This is a genomic window from Microbacterium sp. LMX7-1.2, from assembly GCF_040675935.1.
GTDB lineage: Bacteria > Actinomycetota > Actinomycetes > Actinomycetales > Microbacteriaceae > Microbacterium.
On the sequence record NZ_JBEGIL010000001.1, the window covers coordinates 2,965,644 to 2,987,868 of the forward strand.

Genomic DNA, 22,225 nt, shown 5'->3' on the forward strand with positions numbered 1-22,225 from the left:
AGCCTGCGGGGGTTTCGGCCGTCCTGGCGCTGGTCCTCGCGGTCATCGGGTTCTTCGCGCTCGCCGTCTTCGGCCTCGGGGCGCTGAGCGTCGCGACCGACACCGACATCATCGCGGTGCGCGGACTCGGCCAGGGCCCTGGCGTGTTCGGGATGCTCGTCGGGCTCCTCGCGTTCGCCCTCGTGCTCTGGGCGGGGCTGCGGCGCCCGCGTCCGTCGTTCTCATCCGCACCGGTCGTCGCGCTCGCGACCGCGCTCGCCCACCTCGCCGGAGTGTGGGTCGGCGTGCTCGTCGGCGACGGCGACCTCGTGATCGCCACGGCCGTGGTCGGCGGTCTCGTGAGCGGGGGAGCGAGCATCGTGCTCTTCGTGGCGGCCGCGGTCGCGGCATGGAGCGGGATCGCGCTGCGACGCACCCGCGCCGAGCATCCGCGCTGGCCTTGGGAGCGGGACGACGAGGGGTGACGCCCCGCCGTCCGGTGCGAAATCGCGGCGGTGGCGACCGCCGCGCCGTACTCTCTTAGTGTGGAGCGCTCGCTGGAGACGCAGGTCGACCAGGCCGTCGAGGCCTGGCTGCGCTGGGTGCCGCGCTGGGAGCCGGCCACCCATCGGGGTCGCGTCGCGCCCTGCCGACGCTGCCTCGGGTCGCCGATCCTGTCCGCCGCGGGCATCGGGGCGAACGCGCCGCACGGCGTTCAGCACGGGCTCTCGACGCGCATGAAGACGATCGTCGACCACGCCGTCGCCGAGTACACCTCGCGCAACCTGCCGATGCTGCAGCAGGAGCTCGATCAGCAGGCCGCGCGCAATCGCGCGCGCAGCTACCGACCCGCCGACGGCCTCGATCCGGAGTTCGACGGGCTGCCGCTCGATCCCGATCCCGTGCCCGGCGCCCCCTTCCTGTTCACGATCGCGGGGATGGCCGACGACGAGGCCGCGGCCCTCCCGCCGCTTCCGCCGCTCAGCGACGAGGCGAAGACCGCGCTCCGACAGGAGGTCGCGCTCGCCGACGAGTACGCGAACCTCGTGGGGCGCGAGATCTGCGGCATCCTGCTGCGCCACCGCATCCGCATCCAGGCGGCGATCTCGCAGCACGTCGAGCCGCAGATCGAGGCGATGCTCGCCGAGCTGACGCAGTCGCTGGACTCGCCGTTCGACCCCGACCTGCCGTAGACGGGCCCGCGTCCAGCGCTCATTTGACCCGTCACGTTACGCGGCATTACACTTGGTCAGGTGTGTGCACGTCTCGACGTGCGCGCTGGGCGTCGGCTCCATGGCCGGTCCGCCCCCACGGCATACCCACCACCACAAAAGCCCGCCGGTTCCGGCGTGCCGGTGGGTCATGATGTGAAACCCATCACGCTGTCACCGTGCAGCACTATGAGGAGAGAACGTGCCAACCATTCAGCAGTTGGTTCGCAAGGGTCGCTCGCCCAAGGTCTCGAAGACCAAGGCTCCGGCGCTCAAGTCGAACCCGCAGCAGGCCGGGGTCTGCACCCGCGTCTACACCACCACCCCGAAGAAGCCGAACTCGGCGATGCGCAAGGTCGCCCGTGTGAAGCTCCGCAACGGCACCGAGGTCACCGCTTACATCCCCGGTGAGGGCCACAACCTGCAGGAGCACTCGCTGGTGCTCGTGCGCGGTGGTCGTGTCAAGGACCTCCCCGGTGTCCGCTACAAGATCGTCCGTGGCGCCCTGGACACCCAGGCCGTCAAGAACCGTAAGCAGGCTCGCAGCCGCTACGGCGCGAAGAAGGGCTGAGTCCAATGCCTCGTAAGGGTCCCGCCCCCAAGCGTCCCGTCGTCAACGACCCGGTCTACGGCGCTCCCATCGTCAGCCAGCTGGTCAACAAGATCCTGGTCGACGGCAAGAAGTCCCTCGCCGAGTCGATCGTCTACAACGCCCTCAAGGGCGTCGAGGCGAAGAACGGCCAGGATGCCGTCGCCACGCTCAAGAAGGCGCTCGACAACGTCCGTCCCACCCTCGAGGTCAAGAGCCGCCGCGTCGGCGGTTCGACCTACCAGGTGCCGGTCGAGGTCAAGCCGCACCGCGCCAACACGCTCGCGCTGCGCTGGCTCGTCAGCTACGCCAAGGGCCGTCGTGAGAAGACGATGACCGAGCGTCTGCAGAACGAGATCCTCGACGCGTCGAACGGTCTCGGCGCCGCGGTCAAGCGCCGCGAGGACACGCACAAGATGGCCGAGTCGAACCGCGCGTTCGCTCACTACCGCTGGTAAACAGCTCCGCCCGTCCCTCGGCCACTCGCCGAGGGACGGGCACCCCTCTTCGCAGTACACCTGCTCCAAAAGATAAGGACACTCCTGTGGCACAAGACGTGCTCACGGACCTGAGCAAGGTCCGCAACATCGGCATCATGGCTCACATCGATGCCGGCAAGACCACCACGACCGAGCGCATCCTGTTCTACACGGGCGTCAACCACAAGCTGGGCGAGACGCACGACGGCGCCTCGACCACCGACTGGATGGAGCAGGAGAAGGAGCGCGGCATCACGATCACGTCTGCCGCCGTGACCTGCTTCTGGAACAACAACCAGATCAACATCATCGACACCCCCGGTCACGTGGACTTCACGGTCGAGGTGGAGCGCTCGCTCCGCGTCCTCGACGGCGCGGTCGCCGTGTTCGACGGCAAGGAGGGCGTCGAGCCCCAGTCCGAGACCGTGTGGCGTCAGGCCGACAAGTACAACGTCCCCCGCATCTGCTTTGTCAACAAGATGGACAAGCTCGGCGCGGACTTCTACTTCACGGTCGACACGATCGTCAACCGCCTCGGGGCCAAGCCGCTGGTGCTGCAGCTCCCGATCGGCGCCGAGAACGACTTCGTCGGCGTCGTCGACCTCATCGAGATGCGCGCGCTGGTCTGGCCCGGCGACGCCAAGGGCGACGTGACCATGGGCGCGTCGTACGAGATCCAGGAGATCCCGGCCGACCTCAAGGAGAAGGCCGACGAGTACCGTCAGCAGCTCCTCGAGACCGTCGCCGAGACCGACGACGCGCTGCTCGAGAAGTTCTTCGGCGGCGAGGAGCTCACGGTCGCCGAGATCAAGGGCGCCATCCGCAAGATGGTCGTCGCGTCGGAGATCTACCCGGTCCTCTGCGGCTCGGCGTTCAAGAACCGCGGCGTGCAGCCGATGCTCGACGCGGTCGTCGACTACCTCCCGAACCCCCTCGACGTCGGCGCCATCGAGGCGCACGACCCGAAGGACGAGGAGAAGGTCATCGAGCGTCACCCCGACGCCAAGGACCCGTTCGCGGCCCTGGCGTTCAAGGTCGCCGTGCACCCGTTCTTCGGTCGTCTGACCTATGTCCGCGTCTACTCGGGTCACCTCGACTCCGGCTCGGCCGTCATCAACTCGACCAAGGGCAAGAAGGAGCGCATCGGGAAGATCTTCCAGATGCACGCCAACAAGGAGAACCCGGTCGACTCGCTCACCGCGGGCAACATCTACGCCGTGATCGGTCTGAAGGACACCACCACCGGTGACACCCTCGCCGCGATCGACGCGCCCGTCGTCCTCGAGTCGATGACGTTCCCCGAGCCCGTCATCGAGGTCGCGATCGAGCCGAAGACCAAGGCCGACCAGGAGAAACTTGGCACCGCGATCCAGAAGCTCGCCGAAGAGGACCCGACGTTCCGCACGGAGCTCAACCCCGAGACCGGTCAGACGACCATCAAGGGCATGGGCGAGCTGCACCTCGACATCCTCGTCGACCGCATGAAGCGCGAGTTCCGCGTCGAGGCGAACGTCGGCAAGCCGCAGGTGGCGTACCGCGAGACGATCCGCAAGGCCGTCGAGAAGCACGACTACACGCACAAGAAGCAGACCGGTGGATCGGGCCAGTTCGCCAAGATCCAGTTCAACATCGAGCCGCTCGAGCTCGACGGCGACAAGACCTACGAGTTCGTGAACTCGGTCACCGGTGGTCGCATCCCGCGTGAGTACATCGGCTCGATCGACGCCGGCTTCCAGGACGCCATGAACGTCGGCGTGCTCGCCGGCTACCCGATGGTCGGCGTCAAGGCGACCATCGTCGACGGTGCCGCGCACGACGTCGACTCCTCGGAGATGGCGTTCAAGATCGCGGGCTCCATGGGCTTCAAGGAGGCGGCTCGTCGCGCCAACCCCGTGCTGCTCGAGCCGCTCATGGCCGTCGAGGTCCGTACGCCCGAGGAGTACATGGGCGACGTCATCGGCGACCTGAACTCGCGTCGTGGCCAGATCCAGTCGATGGAGGACGCCGCCGGCGTCAAGGTCGTCCGTGCCCAGGTCCCGCTGTCCGAGATGTTCGGCTACATCGGCGACCTGCGCTCGAAGACCTCGGGTCGCGCCGTCTACTCGATGGAGTTCCACAGCTACGCTGAGGTTCCCCGTGCCGTGGCCGACGAGATCGTCCAGAAGGCCAAGGGCGAGTAACACTTCCTGGGAGCCGGGTTGAGGCTCGGCTCCCAGGTCCCCTACAACTTCACATTCCCTCTCTACTAAACTGAGAACCTAACCCGTAGAGAACCGGTCGCAATCCAGTGCCCGGAACCTCTACAACGACGTCCTGAGGAGGACCCAGTGGCTAAGGCCAAGTTCGAGCGGACCAAGCCGCACGTCAACATCGGAACGATCGGTCACGTCGACCACGGCAAGACCACGCTCTCCGCAGCGATCTCGAAGGTGCTTGCCGACAAGTACCCGTCCGACACCAACGTGCAGCGCGACTTCGCTTCCATCGACTCGGCGCCGGAAGAGCGCCAGCGTGGTATCACCATCAACATCTCGCACATCGAGTACGAGACCCCGAAGCGCCACTACGCACACGTTGACGCCCCCGGCCACGCCGACTACGTCAAGAACATGATCACCGGTGCGGCTCAGATGGACGGCGCGATCCTCGTGGTCGCCGCCACCGACGGCCCCATGGCTCAGACGCGTGAGCACGTGCTGCTCGCCAAGCAGGTCGGCGTGCCGTACCTGCTCGTCGCGCTGAACAAGGCCGACATGGTCGACGACGAGGAGATCCTGGAGCTCGTCGAGCTCGAGGTCTCGGAGCTGCTCGCGGCTCAGGGCTTCGCCGAGGACGCTCCTGTCGTCCGCGTCTCCGCTCTCAAGGCCCTCGAGGGCGACGAGAAGTGGACCCAGGCGATCCTGGACCTCATGCAGGCCGTCGACGACAACGTCCCGGACCCCGAGCGTGACCGCGACAAGCCGTTCCTGATGCCCGTCGAGGACGTCTTCACGATCACCGGTCGTGGTACCGTCGTCACGGGTCGCGCCGAGCGTGGCACGCTGGCCATCAACTCCGAGGTCGAGATCGTGGGTCTGCGCCCGACGCAGAAGACGACCGTCACCGGTATCGAGATGTTCCACAAGCAGCTCGACGAGGCATGGGCCGGCGAGAACTGTGGTCTGCTGCTCCGCGGCACCAAGCGTGAGGACGTCGAGCGCGGCCAGGTCATCGTGAAGCCGGGTTCGGTCACGCCGCACACCGACTTCGCGGGCACCGCGTACATCCTGTCGAAGGACGAGGGTGGCCGTCACAACCCGTTCTACACGAACTACCGCCCGCAGTTCTACTTCCGCACCACGGACGTCACCGGCGTCATCTCGCTGCCCGAGGGCACCGAGATGGTCATGCCCGGCGACACCACCGACATGACGGTCGAGCTGATCCAGCCGATCGCCATGGAGGAGGGCCTCGGCTTCGCCATCCGTGAGGGTGGTCGTACGGTCGGCGCCGGTACGGTGACCAGCATCATCAAGTGAGTCGGGCCGGGTCAATGCGAGCGAAGCCCGCGTTGACCCGGCATCGACTCAGGTTGAGCGAGCGGAGCAAGTCGAAACCTCGTTCATCCTGAGATCACTGAAAAGGGGTCGGACCTTCGGGTCCGGCCCCTTTTTCGTGCCCTGAAGTCAAAGAATCTCCTCGTATTCGAGCGCGACGCGCCGGTGCATGATTTTGAATATAACTTGAAGTGTCGTATACGGTGAGAGCTGCTGCACATCGTGCAGCCCGTATGCGTCGAACCGGGGTCAAGGCCGGGACGGCAGCCGACGTGGGTGACCTGGGGAACCCGAACCTCCTCTGATGTGCTCGCCCGGTGCATGCGCGAGGGGAGTGCCCGCACATCGGGGAGTGGTGTGCGGGGTCTTAGGGGAGTTTCAGCATGCGTTCGACCCTGCGTCGGAAATTCGATCAGCGCGCCCGGAGACTGACGGCCGTCACCGCCGTCGTCTCGCTCGTCACCGGGGCGCTCGCCCTCGGGGTCACGGCGCAGACGGCGGCAGCGGCCCCTTGGGCCCCTACGGTGACGACGCAGAACGTCGACCCGTCCGGAGCCGGCAAGGACTTCGTGCTCGCGGGCGAGGACGTCGCCTTCGACGTCTCCGTGCGCAACAGCGACGGGGGTGCGCAGTTCAACCTCAGCCTGGTCGCCACCCTGCCGGCATCCGTCGCATTCGTCTCCGGCGGATCCTTCGGCACGCCTGTCGTGTATGCGGAGGGTGAGACGCTGCCGAACCGCTCCCGGACCACGGCGAGCGACTGTGCGGCGGAGGGTCTCGTCGACTCTCCCGAGACTCCGCTCTGCGCGGTGCCCGCCGGTCAGCAGGTGTGGGTGTGGTCGAACGTCAACGACCTCCCGCAGGGAGCCACGGTCTCCTCGAGCATCGCGATCGCCCCGATCAGTGACCTCTACCCGGTAGGCGGCGAGATCGGATTCTCGGTCCGCGCCTATACGAGCGGCGATCCCTCGCGTCTGCCGACCTACGACGGTTCGCCCAGCGTCGCCCGCACCAGCACTCACACTTCGGGTGCCGGCACCGCGACCGACGACGTTCCCGTTCAGGCGGTGCGCATCGTCAAGGACGAGCCGAGCGTCGAGAGCGAGCTCCTGCGCGGTGTGCACCGCAACGTGACGACCTACACCATGAAGATCGAGAACACGACTCGTGGTGCGACCACCGGTGTCACCGTCACCGACTACCTTCCGGCGGGTCTGGAGTACCTCGGCCTGGCCACGGGCGACAACTCCGCGGGCGTCGAGTACGACGGCGCGCCCGCGCTGGTCGGCGGCGTCACGGCGACGGAGTCCGTCGACACGGTGCGGATCGACGCCGCCCGGGCGAACGCCCTCGGCCTTCCCGGGGCCGGCGTCTACACGGTCGTGGTCTGGTCGCTCGGCGACCTCGCGCCCGGCGCCACAGCCGAGATCCGCTACCACGCCGCGGTGCCCCTCTTCGCGAACGCGCTGTGGGACGGAACCGCGCCCGATGTCTCGGCCGGTGCCCAGGCGGCCAACCTCGACAACAACACCGGTGCATCCACGCGCCACGGCGGGGCCGACGCTGCGGAGTCCGCGCAGTCGTTCCGCAACGTGGCGGCGGTCGCAGGCACGTACCAGGGGCCGGTTCTCGGTGGAGATCCCGCGCTCCGCGCCGCGCGCGATGACGACGACGAGGTGATCGAGGCGGTCGACGTCCGCGTCGTGAAGAGCGTGGAGACCGGTGGACTGTTCGACACGGGGGCGGTCGCCGCCTACGCCGTGCGCGTCGACGTCAGCGAGTACGTGGACGCCTCGCACATCGTGCTCACGGACGTCATCCCGAACGGGCTCTGCCCGGCGTTCCCCGGTTCGGGATCGGATGTCGCGCTCAGGATCGGCGATCGATCCGTCACGGCGGCGGAGTGGAACGCCGAGATCCCGGGCGACGCCTGCAACTTCCCGACCGAGGCGCGCGGAGCCGAGCTCTCGGACGGTCTCACGCTCACGTCGATGACGTACGCGCCGGGCGACGGCACCTTCACCGTGACCTTCGCGGTGGCCGACCTCGCCGCGGACTCGTCCTACACCGGCCGATATGCCGTAATGCAGCGCCCGAACTACACGGGAGCGAACGGAGGCACGAGCTCGGGTGACCGCTTCCTCAACACGGTGCAGGTCGCGGCCGAGACGACCCCGATCGCGGCGATCGCGAACGACCCCGCGCTCCGCGACCGCGTCGGAGGAGTGCGACGCGTGCTCGACGACTCCTCGGCGCTCATCACCTCGCGCTTCACCGCACTCGAGAAGACCGTCCTCGAACGCGGGCAGACGCCGACGGATGCCGGGGCGACGTGGTCCGCCGAGAGCACCGCGCCGTTCTCTCCGGGCGACGACGTCTGGTACCGCCTCGTCGTGCCGTTCGCGACGGGCATCGACACCCGCAATCCGATCCTCACCGACTATCTGCCCGAGGGCGTCGAGCTCGCGGAGCTCCGTTACGCCTACCGCGGCATCCCGGGATTCGCCGACGTCACGACCCCGACCGCCTGGGGGAGCGGTTCGTTCCCGACCGCCTACATCCCCGACACCGCGGCGACCGGTACCTCGCTCTCCTGGGAGTTCGGGGCGCACAACCGCAGCGGCAGCGGCGACCGCTTCATGCCCGCCGGCAGCGCCGTCACGGTGTATCTGCGAGGAGTGGTGCAGGCGCAGTCCGCCTCGCAGGACGACGTCGACAGCCCCCTCAACCACGCCAAGTACCAGCAGGTGAACGTCGACGGCGAGATCTCCTTCCTCCGCGACGACGCCGGCATCGACCTCGACTGGGGGGCGACGCTCACCAAGGGCATCCGCGCGATCGGCGGCACGGTCATCGGAGCGGACTTCGGCTCCCGCGTCGAGACCAGGCAGGTCGTGCAGGGCGACGCGGTCGAGTACCGCATCGACGTGACGACCCCGCAGAACACGACGACCGACTACGTGGTGTGGGACGTCCTCCCGGCCGGCGTGAAGAAGGCCGACGTCTCGGCCTACTCCGCAGAGCGCTACGACGGCGGCGCCACCTCGGCGCTCTCCAGCGCCCAGTACTCCGCGACCGCGTACGACGCGGGGGAGACGCTGCCCGACGGCATCGCGCTCGACCCGGCTCTCGGCGACCGCTCTGTGATCGCCTGGACCGTCGACGCGTCCCTCGCCGGGTCCGTCGCCGCGACCGACACGACCTCCGCCCGCGTCCGCGGTCTGAGTCTCGGCTACACGCTCACGGTCCCCGCAGGCATCGTCGGCGGAGGGGATGCCGCACAGCTGACCCAGAGCTACACGAACACCGCGGGCATCGTGAGCTACGCCGTCGAGAACACCCCGAGCCGCACGACGACGGTCGTGCCGCAGCGCGACGGCGGGGCTCAGCAGCTCACGAACCGCACGCCGCGCGACGGCGAGGTGGCGGCCTCGGACGTCGACACCGTCGACAGCGCCGAGATCCACCTGCCCGATGTGGTGATCGAGAAGAAGCTGGTCTCCACCGAGGTGGCTCCGACCGCGGATGCCGCGGCCGGCGTCGTGGACCTCGGCGACGGGACGCGCAACGGCGCGACGCAGATCGTGCAGGGCGAGCAGGCCACGTTCGAGTACTCCGTGACCATCCCGGCGCGCACCACGGTTCGGGGCGCGATCCTCTCCGATGACGGACGGCTCGGCATCTCGCCCGGCTCCGGGTCCACGGCCTACCGTTACGTCGAGGGCAGTGCGGCGTTCTTCGGTCCCTCCGGCGCTCCTCTCGCGATCGGCGCCGGCTCGAACGACTTCCGTGCCTCCGAGCGCGCGGGGGAGTCGCACGGCGTGCTCACCTTCCCCGACGTCTACACCAACGCGACGTCCGCGCCGCAGACCTTCCGCGCACGCATCACGGTGTGGGTGACCGACAAGGACGCCTCGGCCGACGGCGGCTCGCGAGCCGACATCGCGCACGGCACGGCGCTCACGAACACCGCACGTCTGACCTTCCTCGACCCGAACGCGACGGGCGGCGCCCGGCTGACCCGCACGGACACCGCGTCCGCGCAGTTCGTCGAACCCTCGCCCACGCTGCGCAAGACCACCTCCTCCGCGACGGTGTCGGCCAGCGGCACGGTCACGTACACGCTCACCGCGAGCAATGCCTCGGGTCGTCCGGCACTGTACGACGTCGTCGTGATCGACTGCGTGCCGCAGGAGGTCACCCCGAGCGCCCTCAGCGCGACGGTCGGATCCGCTCGCATCCTCGACGAGGACTGCAGCGGCTCTGCGTCCACCGCCATCGCCCGAGGCTCCGGCACGGGAACGCTCATCGAGTGGACGATCCCTGCGGTGCGCGGTGACGACGTCGCGCCGACGCTGACATACCTCGGCACGGTGCAGGCCCACGCCGGCGGCGGCTCCGAGTTCGTGAACCGCGCCGAGCTCACGGGGTACACGCTGCCCCTCGCCGTCGGCACCGACGGAGACACCGCGGATCGTCGCGGCACGTACACGCGCTCCACCACCGCCACCGTGAAGATGCCCGAGGCGTCGATCGAGAAGAAGGTCGGCCCCACCGGGGCCGCCGTCGGCGACGTCGTCACGTACTCCGTGACCGCATCCCTCCCGTCGAACACCAACTTCTACGACGTCACGCTGCGCGACACCCTCCCGGCCGGCGTCGAGTTCCTCGCCGACGGGACGACCACGCAGACCGTGCAATGGGCCGGCGGCCCCGACGCCCCGGTCATCGGCGCGCCGACGGTCGACGGCCGCGCGCTGTCGTGGACGATCTCGTCCGACGACGTGCTCGCCTGGACGTCCGCCCGGTCCATCACCGTGACGTACCAGGCGCGGATCACGACGGCCGTGACGTCGGCGGCGCCGATCAACAGCGCGACGTTCGCGTGGAGCAAGGTCGACGGCTCGACGACGTCGTCCGACCGCCGCACGCAGACCGCGACCGCGCCGCTCACGATCCTCAACCCGAACGTCACGATCGCCAAGGCGGTCAAGAACACGAGTGCGGATGACAGCGCCTACGGCGCCGCCTCCACCGGCGGTCCCGAGCAGTCGTTCACCTACCGGATCCGCGTCAGCAACGCGACCGGCGTCGGCACCGCGCCCGCGTACGGCGTGGTCGTCACCGACACCGTGGACCGCGGCATCCGGATCGACACCACGCAGTCGGCATTCGCCGGCGCGACGTTCTCGGACGAGACCGCACTGCGCGAGGGCCGCGGTGGCGTGATCACCTGGACGCTCGCGGGTCCGCTGAACAATCGGGCGGGCGCGAACACGATCGACCTCGTCTACCGCGGCACGTTCGTGCCGGCCGAGTCCCTCGGCGCCGGGGCGCTCGGCAACCGTGCCGTCGTCACACGCTACGAGTCCGCCGAGACCGGCGGATGGACCTATCGTCCGGGCACCGGATCTCGACCGGGTGGCGGCGCGATCCTCGCGACCAACACATCGAGCGCCGCGGACATCACCCCGCGCTTCCCGCAGGTCGCGCTGAGCAAGCGCGTCGCCTCGGGCAGCGAGGCGTTCGTCGGGGAGTCCTTCTCGTGGACCCTCCAGGCGCGCAACACCGGGACGGGGGAGGCGCAGACGATCACGCTGACCGACACGCTGCCCGCCAACTGGGAGTACGACGCCACGGTCGTGCCGCGCCTCACGGTGGGTACGCAGGCTCCGGTCGATCTGGCCGCGCCCGTCGTGACCGCGAAGGACGGCCGTCAGGTGCTGACCTGGGCTCTCGGGTCGTCGACCGGGCAGCCGCTGCTCCCCGGGACGACCGGCGGGGCCGCCGAGTCGCAGCGCACGCTGCTCGTGACCTTCGCGACCGTGCCGCACCCCGGCGCGGTGACGGATCCCGGCGCCGGTCTCTCGATCGACCACCGGAACACCGTCGGCGGAGTGGCGACCGACACGACCGGAGCGACGCGCAACGCGTCCGGCTCCTACGCCGGTCCGGACGCCGCGGCATCCGCGCACATCGCTCGCGCCGATCTGCGTGTCGCGAAGGAGGCGATCGGCGGAGACTCGAACGGCGCCTGGACCGCGGGCGAGACGGCTCGGGCGGGCTACGCCCAGCCGCAGTGGCGCATCACCGTCACGAACCAGGGGCCGGATGCCGCGAGCGGGCCGTTCCTCGTGACCGACGCCGTCGACCTCCCCGCGGGAGTGACGACCGGCGGGTTCACCGCGCGGTACCACTCCAGCGCCGCCGACACGACAGGCGTCGCGGTGACGCTGTCGGGCACTGGCACGGCGAGCGATCCGTTCGTGGTCGGCGACCGCGCTCGCACTCTCAAGGCCGACGGAAGCGACCGCATCGTGCTGTTGGCGAACGTCGCCGTACAGGCTCCGGCCACCGGCACGGCGTCGAACACCGCCTCGGTGACGACCCGCACGTTCGAGCGACCCGAGGACATCGCGAAGGACAACACCGCCACCGCGTCGAAGGAGATCTCCAGCGCCGCCGACCTCGCGGTGACGAAGACCGTGAACACGGCCGAGCCGACAGCGGGACGACCCATCACCTGGAGCATCAAGGTGCGGAACAACGGTCCGTCCGTGGCGCTGGCGACCACCTCGTCGCCGATCACCGTGACCGACACGATCCCCGCAGGCATCAGCGGAGTGGCGGATCCGTCCGCGGGTCTCACGGCGTGGAGCGTCACGGCGTCGGACGGATGGCCCGCTGCATCCGGCGACACGATCACCTGGACGTTCCTCGGGGCGCAGCTCGCCGTGGGCCCCGCCCAGGACCTGTCGCTCACCGGCACGATCGACTCCTCGTGGACCGGTGGCGAGATCCGCAACGCCGCCACCGTCGCGCCGGGGATCACGACCGACCCGACGCCGACGAACGACCGGGGCGACGTCTCGGTCACGCCCGGCGACGACACGACCCTCGCGATCACGAAGACGCGCGTGGTGCTCGACGGCGGCACGTGGAAGGATGCCGGACAACTCGGCACCGCTCTGCCCGCTGTGCTCGCCGGCGAGACCATCAGCTACCGCGTGGTGGTGACGAACAACGGGCCCGCCGATGCGCGCGAGGTCCGTGTCGTGGACGAGGTCCCCGACATGCTGGTCTTCGCGTCCGTGCAGGACGAGTCGGGCGCGTGGACCCGCACGGCCGGCCCCGGCACGTTCGACACGTTCACCGTGGACGGGGCCGTGCCCGCGGCCTCCGGTCGGAACACGCGATCCTTCGTCGTGACCTACACGGTCGACGCCGCACTCGCTCCGGGCTCCGAGGTGGAGAACCAGGCGCGGGCCGAGGGGGAGAACGCCACCAACGTCCCGCGGGACGGCGACTCCACGGCATCCGACCGCGTCGCCGACCTGTCGATCGTCAAGCAGGCGCTCGACGCGGCCGGCGTACCGGTGGCCGAGGGCGTCGTCCCCGAGGTGACCGCCGGCACGCAGACGCGCTTCCTGCTGACCGTGACCAACCGCGGCCCGAGCATCTCCGGCGCACCGATCACGGTCGACGACCGCCTTCCCGCCGGGCTCGCCTACGTGTCGTCCACGATCTCCGTGGCCGGGGCGACTGCGTCGGATGCCGACGCGATCGTCAGCACGGACGAGCGGTCGATCTCCTGGGCGGCGCTCACCGGCACCGACACCCTCGCGACCGGCGAGACGATCGTGATCGAGGTCACGGCAGCGGTCGACGCCGATGTCCGCGTGCAGCGGCTCGTCAACGCGGCGGACGTCACCGGAACGGACGACGTCGATCCGAGCAACAACCACGATGAGGCGGCGATCGACATCGTGCGTCTGGCCGAGATGTCGATCGTGAAGGATGCGGCTGCCGGACCGTGGATCGCGGGGACCGAGGTCGCGTACACCCTGACGATCGCGAACGACGGCCCCTCGGTCGCCGATGCGTTCGTCGCCGACGTGCTCCCGACGGGGCTCACCGCCGTGTCGATCGCGGGTGACGGATGGACCTGCGACGACGGCACCCAGAGCTGCCTGCGCGCCGAGCACCCGGTCGGCGAGAGCACCATCACGGTCGTCGCGCGGATCGGATCGGACGTGCCGACCGGCACGGCTCTCACGAACACCGCGACGCTGACGTGGACGGACAGCCGATCGACCTCGCCGCACGAGGACGAGGACTCCGCGCGGATCGACGTCACGACCGACGCCGACCTGCGGCTCGTCAAGACGGCGATCACGACGGAGGGCGAGGAGACAGCTGCGGCCGTGGCGGGGGAGGACGTCCGCTACCGCATCGCGGTCGAGAACCTCGGTGCAAGCGACGCGATCGGCCCGATCTCGGTGGTCGACCGGCTGCCGGACGGCATTTCGTTCGTCGCGCTCACGGGCGCTGCCGCCGACCTGTGGTCCGCGTCGGTCGACGACACGGACCCGCGGTCGGTCACCTTCGCGCTGATCCCTTCCGCGGCGGGCCTCGGGAGCGGGGTGTCCGCACCGACGATCGAGTTCGAGGCGCACGTCGACGCCGCCGTGGTGCACGGGGCCGTCCTGAGGAACACGGCGACGGTGTCGTCGGGAACCCCGGACTCCCACGCGGACAACGACACGGACACCGCCGACGTCACGGCCGCCCGAGAGGTGGACCTCGCGATCCTCAAGCGCCACGACGCGGGAGCGGTGCGCATCGGCGACGAGCTGCCGTTCACGCTGCAGGTCCGCAACGCCGGCCCGTCCGAGGCGACGGACGTCGTCGTCGTCGACACCGTGCCGGCGGGGCTGGAGGTGCTGACCGCGCCGGGCGACCCGGTCGGAGCGGGCTGGACCGTGGAGTCCGTCGAGCCGATCGATGTGGACGACCCCGCCGGGGGAACCCGCGTGACTGCACGCTACGCGCCGGCGATCGCGCCGGGTGCCGAGTCCGCGGATCTCGAGATCGTGACGCGCGTGCAGGTGGCGGCGTATCCCGAGGTGGTCAACACGGCAGCTGTGACTGCTGCGGAGATCACGGACGAGCATCCCGACCGGACCCCGGAGGACAACCGCGTCGAGGACGCCGTCTCGGTGCCCGCGATGGTGGCGCTCTCGACGACCAAGACCGCGATCGGGACCTTCCAGGTCGGGAAGACCTCCACGTACGAGATCGTCGTGCGCAACGACGGCCCGACCGCCGATCCGGGACCCGTCGTCGTCACGGATGCGCTGCCCGCAGGCCTCTCCTTCGCCGATTCGCCCGACGGCGGCGTTTCAGTGGACGGTCGGACCGTCACCTGGACGCTTCATGACGGCATCCCGGTAGATAGCGAGGTCACGCTGACGCTCCACGTCCGCGTCGATCAGGCGGCGTTCCCGTCGGTCGTGAACGTCGTCACGGTCGACTCGCCCTCCGAGCAGCTCGACGGTGCGCGGCTGGTCGCGAGCGCCGCGGCGGAGGTCGCGGCGGCCGACGCGCTCGCGACCACCGGCGCAGGGCCCGTCTGGACCCTGGTGCTCATCGCACTGCTGCTGGTGGTCTGCGGGGTCGCGCTCGTCATCCACCGCCGGCGGGTCGGCGCGGCCGGCGCACGGCGAGCGGACTGACGCGTCGGGCGAGGGGTGGTGCGCGTCCTCCGGGCGGGGCCACCCCTCTTCCGCGCCCCGTGCGCGCCGTGCAGAATGAACGTGGCGCGGGAGTTCCACCGCTCCGATCAACGAAAAGGGGGCCCGCCATGGGTATCGATGACGTCGTCAACAAGGGCAAGGACCTGTACGAGCAGAACAAGGACAAGATCGCGGATGCGGTCAAGAGCGAGCAGGCCGAGGACATCAGCGACAAGGTGCTCGACGGCGTCGCGGACTTCGCGAAGAAGATCGCTCCCGGCGCCGCGGACAAGATCGACGAGATCCGCGACCAGGCCGACAAGGCCGTCGGCAACGAGTAGGACCGTCACGCGACGGCGGACGGCGGCTCTCCGGGGGAGGGCCGCCGTTCCCGTGTACCGGTGCATCGATATTCTCGAGTCGCGCTCTCGCGCTTCGGCGGTCTAGTCCCCTATGATGGACACGACCGCCTGGGGATCTTGCGGTCGAAGGATGTCGAAGGGGTTCGACGTCCTGACATCACGCGGTTCGCCGCGTCAAACTGGGGAAAGCGATTTTGGGGATCATCGTGCGACGCGCGCACTCTGTGCGCCCTGGCGTCTTCCCGCCTGCGCGGCGGTCATCTCGCCGCGCCCTCGGTCGAGGAACCCGGCGTCCCTTCACGCCGGTGTCCTCGCGTTCGGTGTGCCCCCTCGCACTGAACGCCCTCCCCAAGCGGGGCGAGGCATGGGGATGCCTCGCCCCGCTCTCACCTCGTCGCTGAGCCATCCGATCGCGCATTCCGCGCTCGCTCGACGACCGCAGTCGGACATCCTCAGGGGATGCTCAGCCCGCGCGACACGCCCGGGTTTGCGGAACGGAAATCCGCCGTGGCAGAATAGACAGGTTCGACATTTCGGCGGCGTTCGCGCGTGCGCCGGATCACCACCAGGGCAGTGCATAGGCGGCGCGGGAGCGCAGGGACCTAGGCCGCGGGTGGCAGAACACCCCCGACACCCTCATCCCGAGGGCCCTGCCGTGCGCGGCGGGGGTCGGCATCCGCTCGTCGAGAGGCGTGCGGGCTGACAGCAGAACAGTGGTGCGCAGGCCGGCTCCCCGGAGCCGTTCGAGTGCCGAGGCGCGAACAGCGCCGACGTGCGTCCAATGCCCCTGGGTCACCCGGCCCAGGACGGTAAGACGCCTAAAGAGAGAGAGCAGACAATGGCGGGACAGAAGATCCGCATTCGCCTGAAGTCGTATGACCACGAGGTCATCGACACGTCCGCACGCAAGATCGTCGACACCGTGACCCGTGCGGGCGCGACCGTCGTCGGCCCCGTGCCCCTTCCGACCGAGAAGAACGTCGTGTGCGTTATCCGGTCGCCCCACAAGTACAAGGACAGCCGCGAGCACTTCGAGATGCGCACCCACAAGCGTCTGATCGACATCGTCGACCCGACGCCCAAGGCCGTCGACTCGCTGATGCGCCTCGACCTGCCGGCCGACGTCAACATCGAGATCAAGCTCTGAGGTCCGACATGGCTGACATCAACTCCAAGGTTTCCAAGGGCCTGCTGGGCACCAAGCTCGGCATGACCCAGGTGTGGAACGAGAACGGCAAGCTCGTTCCCGTCACCGTCATCGAGCTCGCCCCGAACGTGGTCACGCAGATCCGTACCCCCGAGAAGGACGGCTACAACGCCGTGCAGATCGCGTACGGTCAGATCGACCCCCGCAAGGTCAACAAGCCGCTCTCCGCCCACTTCGAGGCTGCAGGCGTCACGCCGCGCCGTCACGTCACCGAGGTCCGCACCGCGGACGCCGGTGACTACACCCTGGGCCAGGAGCTCACGGTCGACGGCACGTTCGAGGCCGGCCAGCTCGTCGACGTCGTCGGCACGAGCAAGGGCAAGGGCTTCGCCGGTGTCATGAAGCGCCACAACTTCAAGGGCGTCTCGGCATCGCACGGTGCGCACCGCAACCACCGCAAGCCCGGCTCCATCGGCGCATCGTCGACCCCGAGCCGCGTCTTCAAGGGCATGCGCATGGCCGGCCGTATGGGCGGCGAGCGTGTGACCGTCCTCAACCTCACGGTGCACGCCGTCGACGCCGAGAAGGGACTCATGCTCGTCAAGGGCGCCGTCCCCGGTGCGCGCGGCCGCATCGTCTACGTCCGCAACGCAGTGAAGGGTGCCTGATCATGGCTGACTCGACTCTCGCGCTCGACGTCCTCAAGGCAGACGGCAAGAAGGCAGGCTCCGTCGAGCTTCCCGCCGCGCTGTTCGACGTCAAGACGAACATCCCGCTCATCCACCAGGTCGTCGTCGCGCAGCTCGCGGCGGCACGCCAGGGCACGCACTCGACCAAGCGTCGTGGCGAGGTCTCCGGTGCCGGCCGCAAGCCCTTCAAGCAGAAGGGCACGGGTAACGCCCGTCAGGGCTCCATCCGCGCGCCGCACATGACCGGTGGTGGCATCGTGCACGGCCCCAAGCCGCGCGACTACTCGCAGCGCACCCCCAAGAAGATGATCGCCGCCGCCCTGCTGGGCGCGCTCAGCGACCGCTTCCGCGGTGACCGTCTGCACGCGATCGACACGTTCGGCGCCGAGGGCACGCCCTCGACCAAGGCCGCGGCGAGCTTCCTCGCCCAGGTCGCGACGTCGAAGAACGTCCTCGTGGTCACCGAGCGCGGCGACGAGCTCGCGCTCAAGAGCCTCCGCAACCTCGGCCACGTCCACGTGCTGACGTTCGACCAGCTCAACGCCTACGACGTGCTCGTCTCCGACGACATCGTCTTCACCCAGGCCGCTCTGGAGGGCTTCATCGCCTCGAAGACCGGCGCCAACCAGGAGGTCTCCGCATGAGCGAGCAGGCATCTGTTCTCCAGACGGCCCTGAACAAGGACCCGCGCGACATCATCCTGAAGCCGGTCGTGTCCGAGAAGAGCTACGGTCTGATCGACGAGGGCAAGTACACCTTCCTCGTCGACCCGCGCGCTTCGAAGACCGAGATCAAGCTCGCCATCGAGAAGATCTTCGGCGTCAAGGTCGCTGGGGTCAACACCCTCAACCGCGTCGGCAAGGCTCGTCGCACCCGCTTCGGCACCGGCAAGCGCAAGGACACCAAGCGCGCCATCGTGACCCTGAAGTCGGGCACCATCGACATCTTCACGGCAATCGGCTGATCCGGGGGATAAAGGACAATCATGGCTATTCGCAAGTACAAGCCCACGACCCCGGGCCGTCGCGGCTCGTCGGTGGCTGACTTCGCCGAGATCACCCGATCGACGCCGGAGAAGTCGCTGCTGCGCCCGCTCGCCAAGACCGGTGGTCGCAACAACCAGGGACGCATCACGACCCGTCACATCGGTGGTGGCCACAAGCGCCAGTACCGTGTCATCGACTTCCGTCGCAATGACAAGGACGGCGTGGACGCCAAGGTCGCTCACATCGAGTACGACCCCAACCGCACCGCACGCATCGCGCTGCTGCACTACTTCGACGGCGAGAAGCGCTACATCCTCGCGCCGGCGAAGCTCAAGCAGGGCGACATCGTCGAGTCGGGTGCAGGCGCCGACATCAAGCCGGGCAACAACCTCCCGCTGAAGAACATCCCGACGGGTACCGTCATCCACGCGATCGAGCTCCGTCCCGGTGGCGGCGCGAAGATGGCGCGTTCGGCCGGTGCCTCGGTGCGCCTCGTGGCCAAGGACGGCAACTTCGCCCAGCTGCGTCTGCCCTCCGGTGAGATCCGCAACGTCGATGCGCGCTGCCGCGCGACCATCGGCGAGGTCGGCAACGCCGAGCAGTCGAACATCAACTGGGGCAAGGCGGGCCGCATGCGCTGGAAGGGCGTCCGCCCGACCGTGCGCGGTGTCGCGATGAACCCGGTCGACCACCCGCACGGTGGTGGTGAGGGCAAGACGTCCGGTGGACGTCACCCCGTCTCCCCCTGGGGCCAGGCTGAGGGTCGCACCCGTCACGCCAACAAGGAAAGCGACAAGTACATCGTGCGCCGTCGCAACGCCGGCAAGAAGCGCAAGTAGGAGTAAGAGAAGATGCCTCGCAGTCTTAAGAAGGGCCCCTTCGTCGACGAGCACCTGCTTCGCAAGGTGGTCGTGCAGAACGAAGCCGGCACGAAGAACGTCATCAAGACCTGGTCCCGCCGGTCCATGATCATCCCGGCCATGCTGGGTCACACGATCGCGGTCCACGACGGACGCAAGCACATCCCTGTGTTCGTGTCCGAGACCATGGTCGGCCACAAGCTGGGCGAGTTCGCGCCCACCCGCACCTTCCGCGGCCACGAGAAGGACGACAAGAAGGGCCGCCGCCGCTGACGCGGGGGCGATAGAGGAGAGAGAAATGGTGGAGTCCATCGCACGCGTGCGACACATCCGCGTGACCCCTCAGAAGGCTCGTCGTGTCGTCGCGCTCATCAAGGGCAAGCAGGCCCAGGAGGCTCTGGCGATCCTGAAGTTCGCTCAGCAGTCCGCCAGTGAGCCGATCTACAAGCTTGTCGCGTCGGCCATGGCCAACGCGCAGGTCAAGGCGGATCGTGACGGCGAGTACCTCGACGAGCAGGACCTGTACGTGAAGAACGCGTACGTGGACGAGGGCACGACGCTCAAGCGTTTCCAGCCCCGTGCACAGGGTCGCGCTTTCCAGATCAAGAAGCGCACGAGCCACATCACGGTCGTGCTCTCGACGCCTGAGGCGGCCCCGGCCGCTGCGGGCGACAGCAACAAGAAGGCGAGCAAGTAATGGGACAGAAGGTAAACCCGTACGGCTTCCGCCTCGGCATCACCACGGACCACGTGTCGCGCTGGTTCTCGGACTCGACGAAGCCGGGTCAGCGTTACGCCGACTACGTCGCCGAGGACATCAAGATCCGTCGTCTGCTGCAGACGCAGCTCGACCGCGCCGGCGTCTCGAACATCGAGATCGAGCGCACCCGTGACCGCGTCCGCGTCGACATCCACACCGCCCGCCCGGGCATCGTGATCGGTCGTCGTGGAGCCGAGGCCGAGCGCATCCGCGGCGACCTCGAGAAGCTCACCGGCAAGCAGATCCAGCTGAACATCCTCGAGGTCAAGAACCCCGAGGCCGACGCTCAGCTCGTCGCGCAGGGCATCGCCGAGCAGCTGTCTGCTCGTGTGGCGTTCCGTCGTGCGATGCGCAAGGGTCTCCAGGGCGCGCAGCGCGCTGGTGCCAAGGGCATCCGCATCCAGGTCTCCGGCCGCCTCGGCGGCGCCGAGATGAGCCGCTCGGAGTTCTACCGCGAGGGTCGTGTGCCGCTGCACACGCTGCGCGCGAACATCGACTACGGCTTCTACGAGGCGAAGACCACCTTCGGCCGCATCGGCGTGAAGGTCTGGATCTACAAGGGCGACCTGACCAACAAGGAGCTTGCTCGCGAGCAGGCCAACGCACCGAAGTCGCGTCGTGACGACCGTGGTGGCGACCGCCGCCGCGCTCCGCGCAACGAGGCCCCTGTCGCAGAAGGAGCGTCTGCCTGATGCTTATTCCCCGCAAGGTCAAGTACCGCAAGCAGCATCACCCCAAGCGCGATGGCCAGGCCACCGGCGGCACGAAGGTCTCCTTCGGCGAGTTCGGCATCCAAGCGCTCACGCCGGCGTACGTGACGAACCGTCAGATCGAGTCCGCTCGTATCGCGATGACCCGTCACATCAAGCGTGGCGGAAAGGTGTGGATCAACATCTACCCGGACCGACCGCTCACCAAGAAGCCGGCCGAGACCCGCATGGGTTCCGGTAAGGGCTCGCCCGAGTGGTGGGTCGCCAACGTCAAGCCGGGTCGCGTCCTCTTCGAGGTTGCGGGTGTCAACGAGGAACTCGCTCGCGAGGCACTCACCCGAGCAATCCACAAGCTGCCGCTCAAGGCACGCATCATCAAGCGCGAGGAGGGCGACGCGTAATGGCGATCGGCACCAAGGAGCTCGCTCCGGCAGAGCTCGACACGTTCGAAGACCAGCGCCTCGTTGAGGAGCTGCGCAAGGCCAAGGAGGAGCTGTTCAACCTCCGTTTCCAGTCGGCCACCGGCCAGCTGGAGAGCCACGGCCGCATCCGCGCCGTCAAGCGCGACATCGCGCGCCTCTACACCGTGATCCGCGAGCGCGAGCTGGGCATCCGTGCGACGCCCGCTCCGGTCGAGGCTCCGGCCAAGAAGGCGTCCAAGTCGAAGGCGAAGAAGGCGGATGCCGCTGACGACGCCGTGAAGGAAGAGGCCGAGTGATGGCTGAGAAGAAGGCTGCAGCCGCTGAGGCCGAGCACGCCGCGCACGACGTCCGCGACGCGGACGCCCGCGGTTACCGCAAGGCCCGCCGTGGCTACGTCGTCAGCGACAAGATGGACAAGACCATCGTGGTCGAGGTCGAGGACCGTGTGAAGCACCCGCTTTACGGCAAGGTCATCCGCCGCACCTCGAAGGTCAAGGCGCACGACGAGGCGAACACCGCCGGCGTCGGCGACCTCGTCCTGATCAACGAGACCCGCCCGCTCAGCGCCACCAAGCGCTGGCGTCTGGTGGAGATTCTGGAGAAGGCCAAGTGATTCAGCAGGAATCTCGCCTCAAGGTCGCCGACAACACCGGCGCCAAGGAGCTGCTCACCATCCGTGTGCTCGGTGGCTCCAAGCGCCGCTACGCGGGCCTGGGCGACACCATCGTCGCGACCGTCAAGGACGCGATCCCCGGTGGAAACGTCAAGAAGGGCGATGTGGTCAAGGCCGTCATCGTCCGCACCGTCAAGTCCACGCGCCGTCCCGACGGCTCGTACATCAAGTTCGACGAGAACGCCGCCGTGATCCTGAAGAACGACGGGGAGCCCCGCGGCACCCGTATCTTCGGCCCGGTCGGCCGTGAGCTTCGCGACAAGAAGTTCATGAAGATCGTCTCGCTGGCGCCGGAGGTTATCTAAGT

Annotated in this window: 20 protein-coding genes; all 20 read left to right on the forward strand. The window is 68.5% G+C overall.

The annotated features are described in order from the left end of the window. Positions 1-116 precede the first annotated feature (116 nt). The 20 genes from MRBLMX7_RS14510 to rplN all read left to right on the forward strand — a co-directional run bounded on the left by MRBLMX7_RS14510 (position 117) and on the right by rplN (position 22,223). Positions 117-464 (forward strand): hypothetical protein, encoded by a 348-nt coding sequence (locus MRBLMX7_RS14510; protein WP_363369543.1) that lies wholly within the window; start codon positions 117-119, stop codon positions 462-464. Positions 465-524: 60 nt separating this feature from the next. After that, positions 525-1,172 carry a spermidine/putrescine ABC transporter substrate-binding protein gene (locus MRBLMX7_RS14515; RefSeq protein ID WP_363369545.1) on the forward strand — a complete coding sequence of 216 codons (648 nt, stop codon included), beginning with the start codon at positions 525-527 and terminating at the stop codon, positions 1,170-1,172. Positions 1,173-1,392: 220 nt separating this feature from the next. Continuing rightward, positions 1,393-1,761, forward strand: a complete 369-nt coding sequence (gene rpsL, locus MRBLMX7_RS14520; RefSeq protein ID WP_013584051.1) for a 30S ribosomal protein S12 — start codon at positions 1,393-1,395, stop codon at positions 1,759-1,761. A 5-nt stretch (positions 1,762-1,766) separates the two neighbouring features. Next, complete coding sequence (gene rpsG / locus MRBLMX7_RS14525) at positions 1,767-2,237, forward strand: 30S ribosomal protein S7 (RefSeq protein WP_042538706.1); 471 nt, start codon at positions 1,767-1,769, stop codon at positions 2,235-2,237. 86 nt (positions 2,238-2,323) lie between these two features. After that, positions 2,324-4,438 carry an elongation factor G gene (fusA, locus tag MRBLMX7_RS14530; protein ID WP_050722491.1) on the forward strand — a complete coding sequence of 705 codons (2,115 nt, stop codon included), beginning with the start codon at positions 2,324-2,326 and terminating at the stop codon, positions 4,436-4,438. Positions 4,439-4,585: 147 nt separating this feature from the next. Further along, on the forward strand, positions 4,586-5,776 hold the full coding sequence (tuf, locus tag MRBLMX7_RS14535) for an elongation factor Tu (RefSeq protein ID WP_050722492.1): 1,191 nt from the start codon (positions 4,586-4,588) through the stop codon (positions 5,774-5,776). A gap of 401 nt (positions 5,777-6,177) precedes the next feature. Further along, positions 6,178-15,309 (forward strand): isopeptide-forming domain-containing fimbrial protein, encoded by a 9,132-nt coding sequence (locus MRBLMX7_RS14540; protein ID WP_363369548.1) that lies wholly within the window; start codon positions 6,178-6,180, stop codon positions 15,307-15,309. Between the two features lie 128 nt (positions 15,310-15,437). Then, positions 15,438-15,650 carry a hypothetical protein gene (locus MRBLMX7_RS14545; RefSeq protein WP_050722494.1) on the forward strand — a complete coding sequence of 71 codons (213 nt, stop codon included), beginning with the start codon at positions 15,438-15,440 and terminating at the stop codon, positions 15,648-15,650. An 859-nt stretch (positions 15,651-16,509) separates the two neighbouring features. Further along, positions 16,510-16,818, forward strand: coding sequence for a 30S ribosomal protein S10 (rpsJ, locus tag MRBLMX7_RS14550; RefSeq protein WP_017201594.1), 309 nt, complete (start codon positions 16,510-16,512; stop codon positions 16,816-16,818). Between the two features lie 8 nt (positions 16,819-16,826). Then, entirely contained in the window at positions 16,827-17,486 is a 660-nt protein-coding gene (gene rplC / locus MRBLMX7_RS14555; protein ID WP_050722495.1) for a 50S ribosomal protein L3, read from the forward strand. A gap of 2 nt (positions 17,487-17,488) precedes the next feature. Next, positions 17,489-18,151 carry a 50S ribosomal protein L4 gene (gene rplD, locus MRBLMX7_RS14560; protein ID WP_050722496.1) on the forward strand — a complete coding sequence of 221 codons (663 nt, stop codon included), beginning with the start codon at positions 17,489-17,491 and terminating at the stop codon, positions 18,149-18,151. Beyond that, positions 18,148-18,471: a 50S ribosomal protein L23 gene (gene rplW, locus MRBLMX7_RS14565; RefSeq protein WP_017829206.1), complete on the forward strand. Its 324-nt coding sequence runs from the start codon at positions 18,148-18,150 to the stop codon at positions 18,469-18,471. Before rplD ends, rplW begins: the two co-directional genes overlap by 4 nt. Positions 18,472-18,492: 21 nt before the next feature. Then, on the forward strand, positions 18,493-19,332 hold the full coding sequence (gene rplB, locus MRBLMX7_RS14570) for a 50S ribosomal protein L2 (RefSeq protein ID WP_050722497.1): 840 nt from the start codon (positions 18,493-18,495) through the stop codon (positions 19,330-19,332). A gap of 12 nt (positions 19,333-19,344) precedes the next feature. Next, on the forward strand, positions 19,345-19,626 hold the full coding sequence (gene rpsS / locus MRBLMX7_RS14575) for a 30S ribosomal protein S19 (RefSeq protein WP_017201589.1): 282 nt from the start codon (positions 19,345-19,347) through the stop codon (positions 19,624-19,626). 25 nt (positions 19,627-19,651) lie between these two features. After that, positions 19,652-20,050: a 50S ribosomal protein L22 gene (gene rplV / locus MRBLMX7_RS14580; protein ID WP_025102404.1), complete on the forward strand. Its 399-nt coding sequence runs from the start codon at positions 19,652-19,654 to the stop codon at positions 20,048-20,050. Beyond that, positions 20,050-20,805: a 30S ribosomal protein S3 gene (rpsC, locus tag MRBLMX7_RS14585; RefSeq protein ID WP_050722499.1), complete on the forward strand. Its 756-nt coding sequence runs from the start codon at positions 20,050-20,052 to the stop codon at positions 20,803-20,805. The genes rplV and rpsC overlap by 1 nt, the downstream gene beginning before the upstream one ends. Next, complete coding sequence (gene rplP / locus MRBLMX7_RS14590) at positions 20,805-21,224, forward strand: 50S ribosomal protein L16 (protein ID WP_045275476.1); 420 nt, start codon at positions 20,805-20,807, stop codon at positions 21,222-21,224. Before rpsC ends, rplP begins: the two co-directional genes overlap by 1 nt. Beyond that, entirely contained in the window at positions 21,224-21,541 is a 318-nt protein-coding gene (gene rpmC, locus MRBLMX7_RS14595) for a 50S ribosomal protein L29 (protein WP_050722500.1), read from the forward strand. Before rplP ends, rpmC begins: the two co-directional genes overlap by 1 nt. Beyond that, complete coding sequence (gene rpsQ, locus MRBLMX7_RS14600; protein WP_050722501.1) at positions 21,541-21,858, forward strand: 30S ribosomal protein S17; 318 nt, start codon at positions 21,541-21,543, stop codon at positions 21,856-21,858. Before rpmC ends, rpsQ begins: the two co-directional genes overlap by 1 nt. Then, positions 21,855-22,223 (forward strand): 50S ribosomal protein L14, encoded by a 369-nt coding sequence (rplN, locus tag MRBLMX7_RS14605; RefSeq protein ID WP_050722502.1) that lies wholly within the window; start codon positions 21,855-21,857, stop codon positions 22,221-22,223. The genes rpsQ and rplN overlap by 4 nt, the downstream gene beginning before the upstream one ends. Positions 22,224-22,225 lie beyond the last annotated feature (2 nt).

What these genes read in the sequence shown, in the direction of transcription:
- rplP (WP_045275476.1), top strand. Translation starts at nt 20,805, where the DNA reads ATGCTTATTCCCCGCAAGGTCAAGTACCGCAAGCAGCATCACCCCAAG.
- MRBLMX7_RS14540 (WP_363369548.1), top strand. Translation starts at nt 6,178, where the DNA reads ATGCGTTCGACCCTGCGTCGGAAATTCGATCAGCGCGCCCGGAGACTG.
- rpsC (WP_050722499.1), top strand. Translation starts at nt 20,050, where the DNA reads ATGGGACAGAAGGTAAACCCGTACGGCTTCCGCCTCGGCATCACCACG.
- rpmC (WP_050722500.1), top strand. Translation starts at nt 21,224, where the DNA reads ATGGCGATCGGCACCAAGGAGCTCGCTCCGGCAGAGCTCGACACGTTC.
- rplW (WP_017829206.1), top strand. Translation starts at nt 18,148, where the DNA reads ATGAGCGAGCAGGCATCTGTTCTCCAGACGGCCCTGAACAAGGACCCG.
- rplC (WP_050722495.1), top strand. Translation starts at nt 16,827, where the DNA reads ATGGCTGACATCAACTCCAAGGTTTCCAAGGGCCTGCTGGGCACCAAG.
- rpsJ (WP_017201594.1), top strand. Translation starts at nt 16,510, where the DNA reads ATGGCGGGACAGAAGATCCGCATTCGCCTGAAGTCGTATGACCACGAG.
- rplD (WP_050722496.1), top strand. Translation starts at nt 17,489, where the DNA reads ATGGCTGACTCGACTCTCGCGCTCGACGTCCTCAAGGCAGACGGCAAG.
- rplV (WP_025102404.1), top strand. Translation starts at nt 19,652, where the DNA reads ATGGTGGAGTCCATCGCACGCGTGCGACACATCCGCGTGACCCCTCAG.
- MRBLMX7_RS14545 (WP_050722494.1), top strand. Translation starts at nt 15,438, where the DNA reads ATGGGTATCGATGACGTCGTCAACAAGGGCAAGGACCTGTACGAGCAG.
- rpsS (WP_017201589.1), top strand. Translation starts at nt 19,345, where the DNA reads ATGCCTCGCAGTCTTAAGAAGGGCCCCTTCGTCGACGAGCACCTGCTT.
- rpsQ (WP_050722501.1), top strand. Translation starts at nt 21,541, where the DNA reads ATGGCTGAGAAGAAGGCTGCAGCCGCTGAGGCCGAGCACGCCGCGCAC.
- rplB (WP_050722497.1), top strand. Translation starts at nt 18,493, where the DNA reads ATGGCTATTCGCAAGTACAAGCCCACGACCCCGGGCCGTCGCGGCTCG.
- rpsG (WP_042538706.1), top strand. Translation starts at nt 1,767, where the DNA reads ATGCCTCGTAAGGGTCCCGCCCCCAAGCGTCCCGTCGTCAACGACCCG.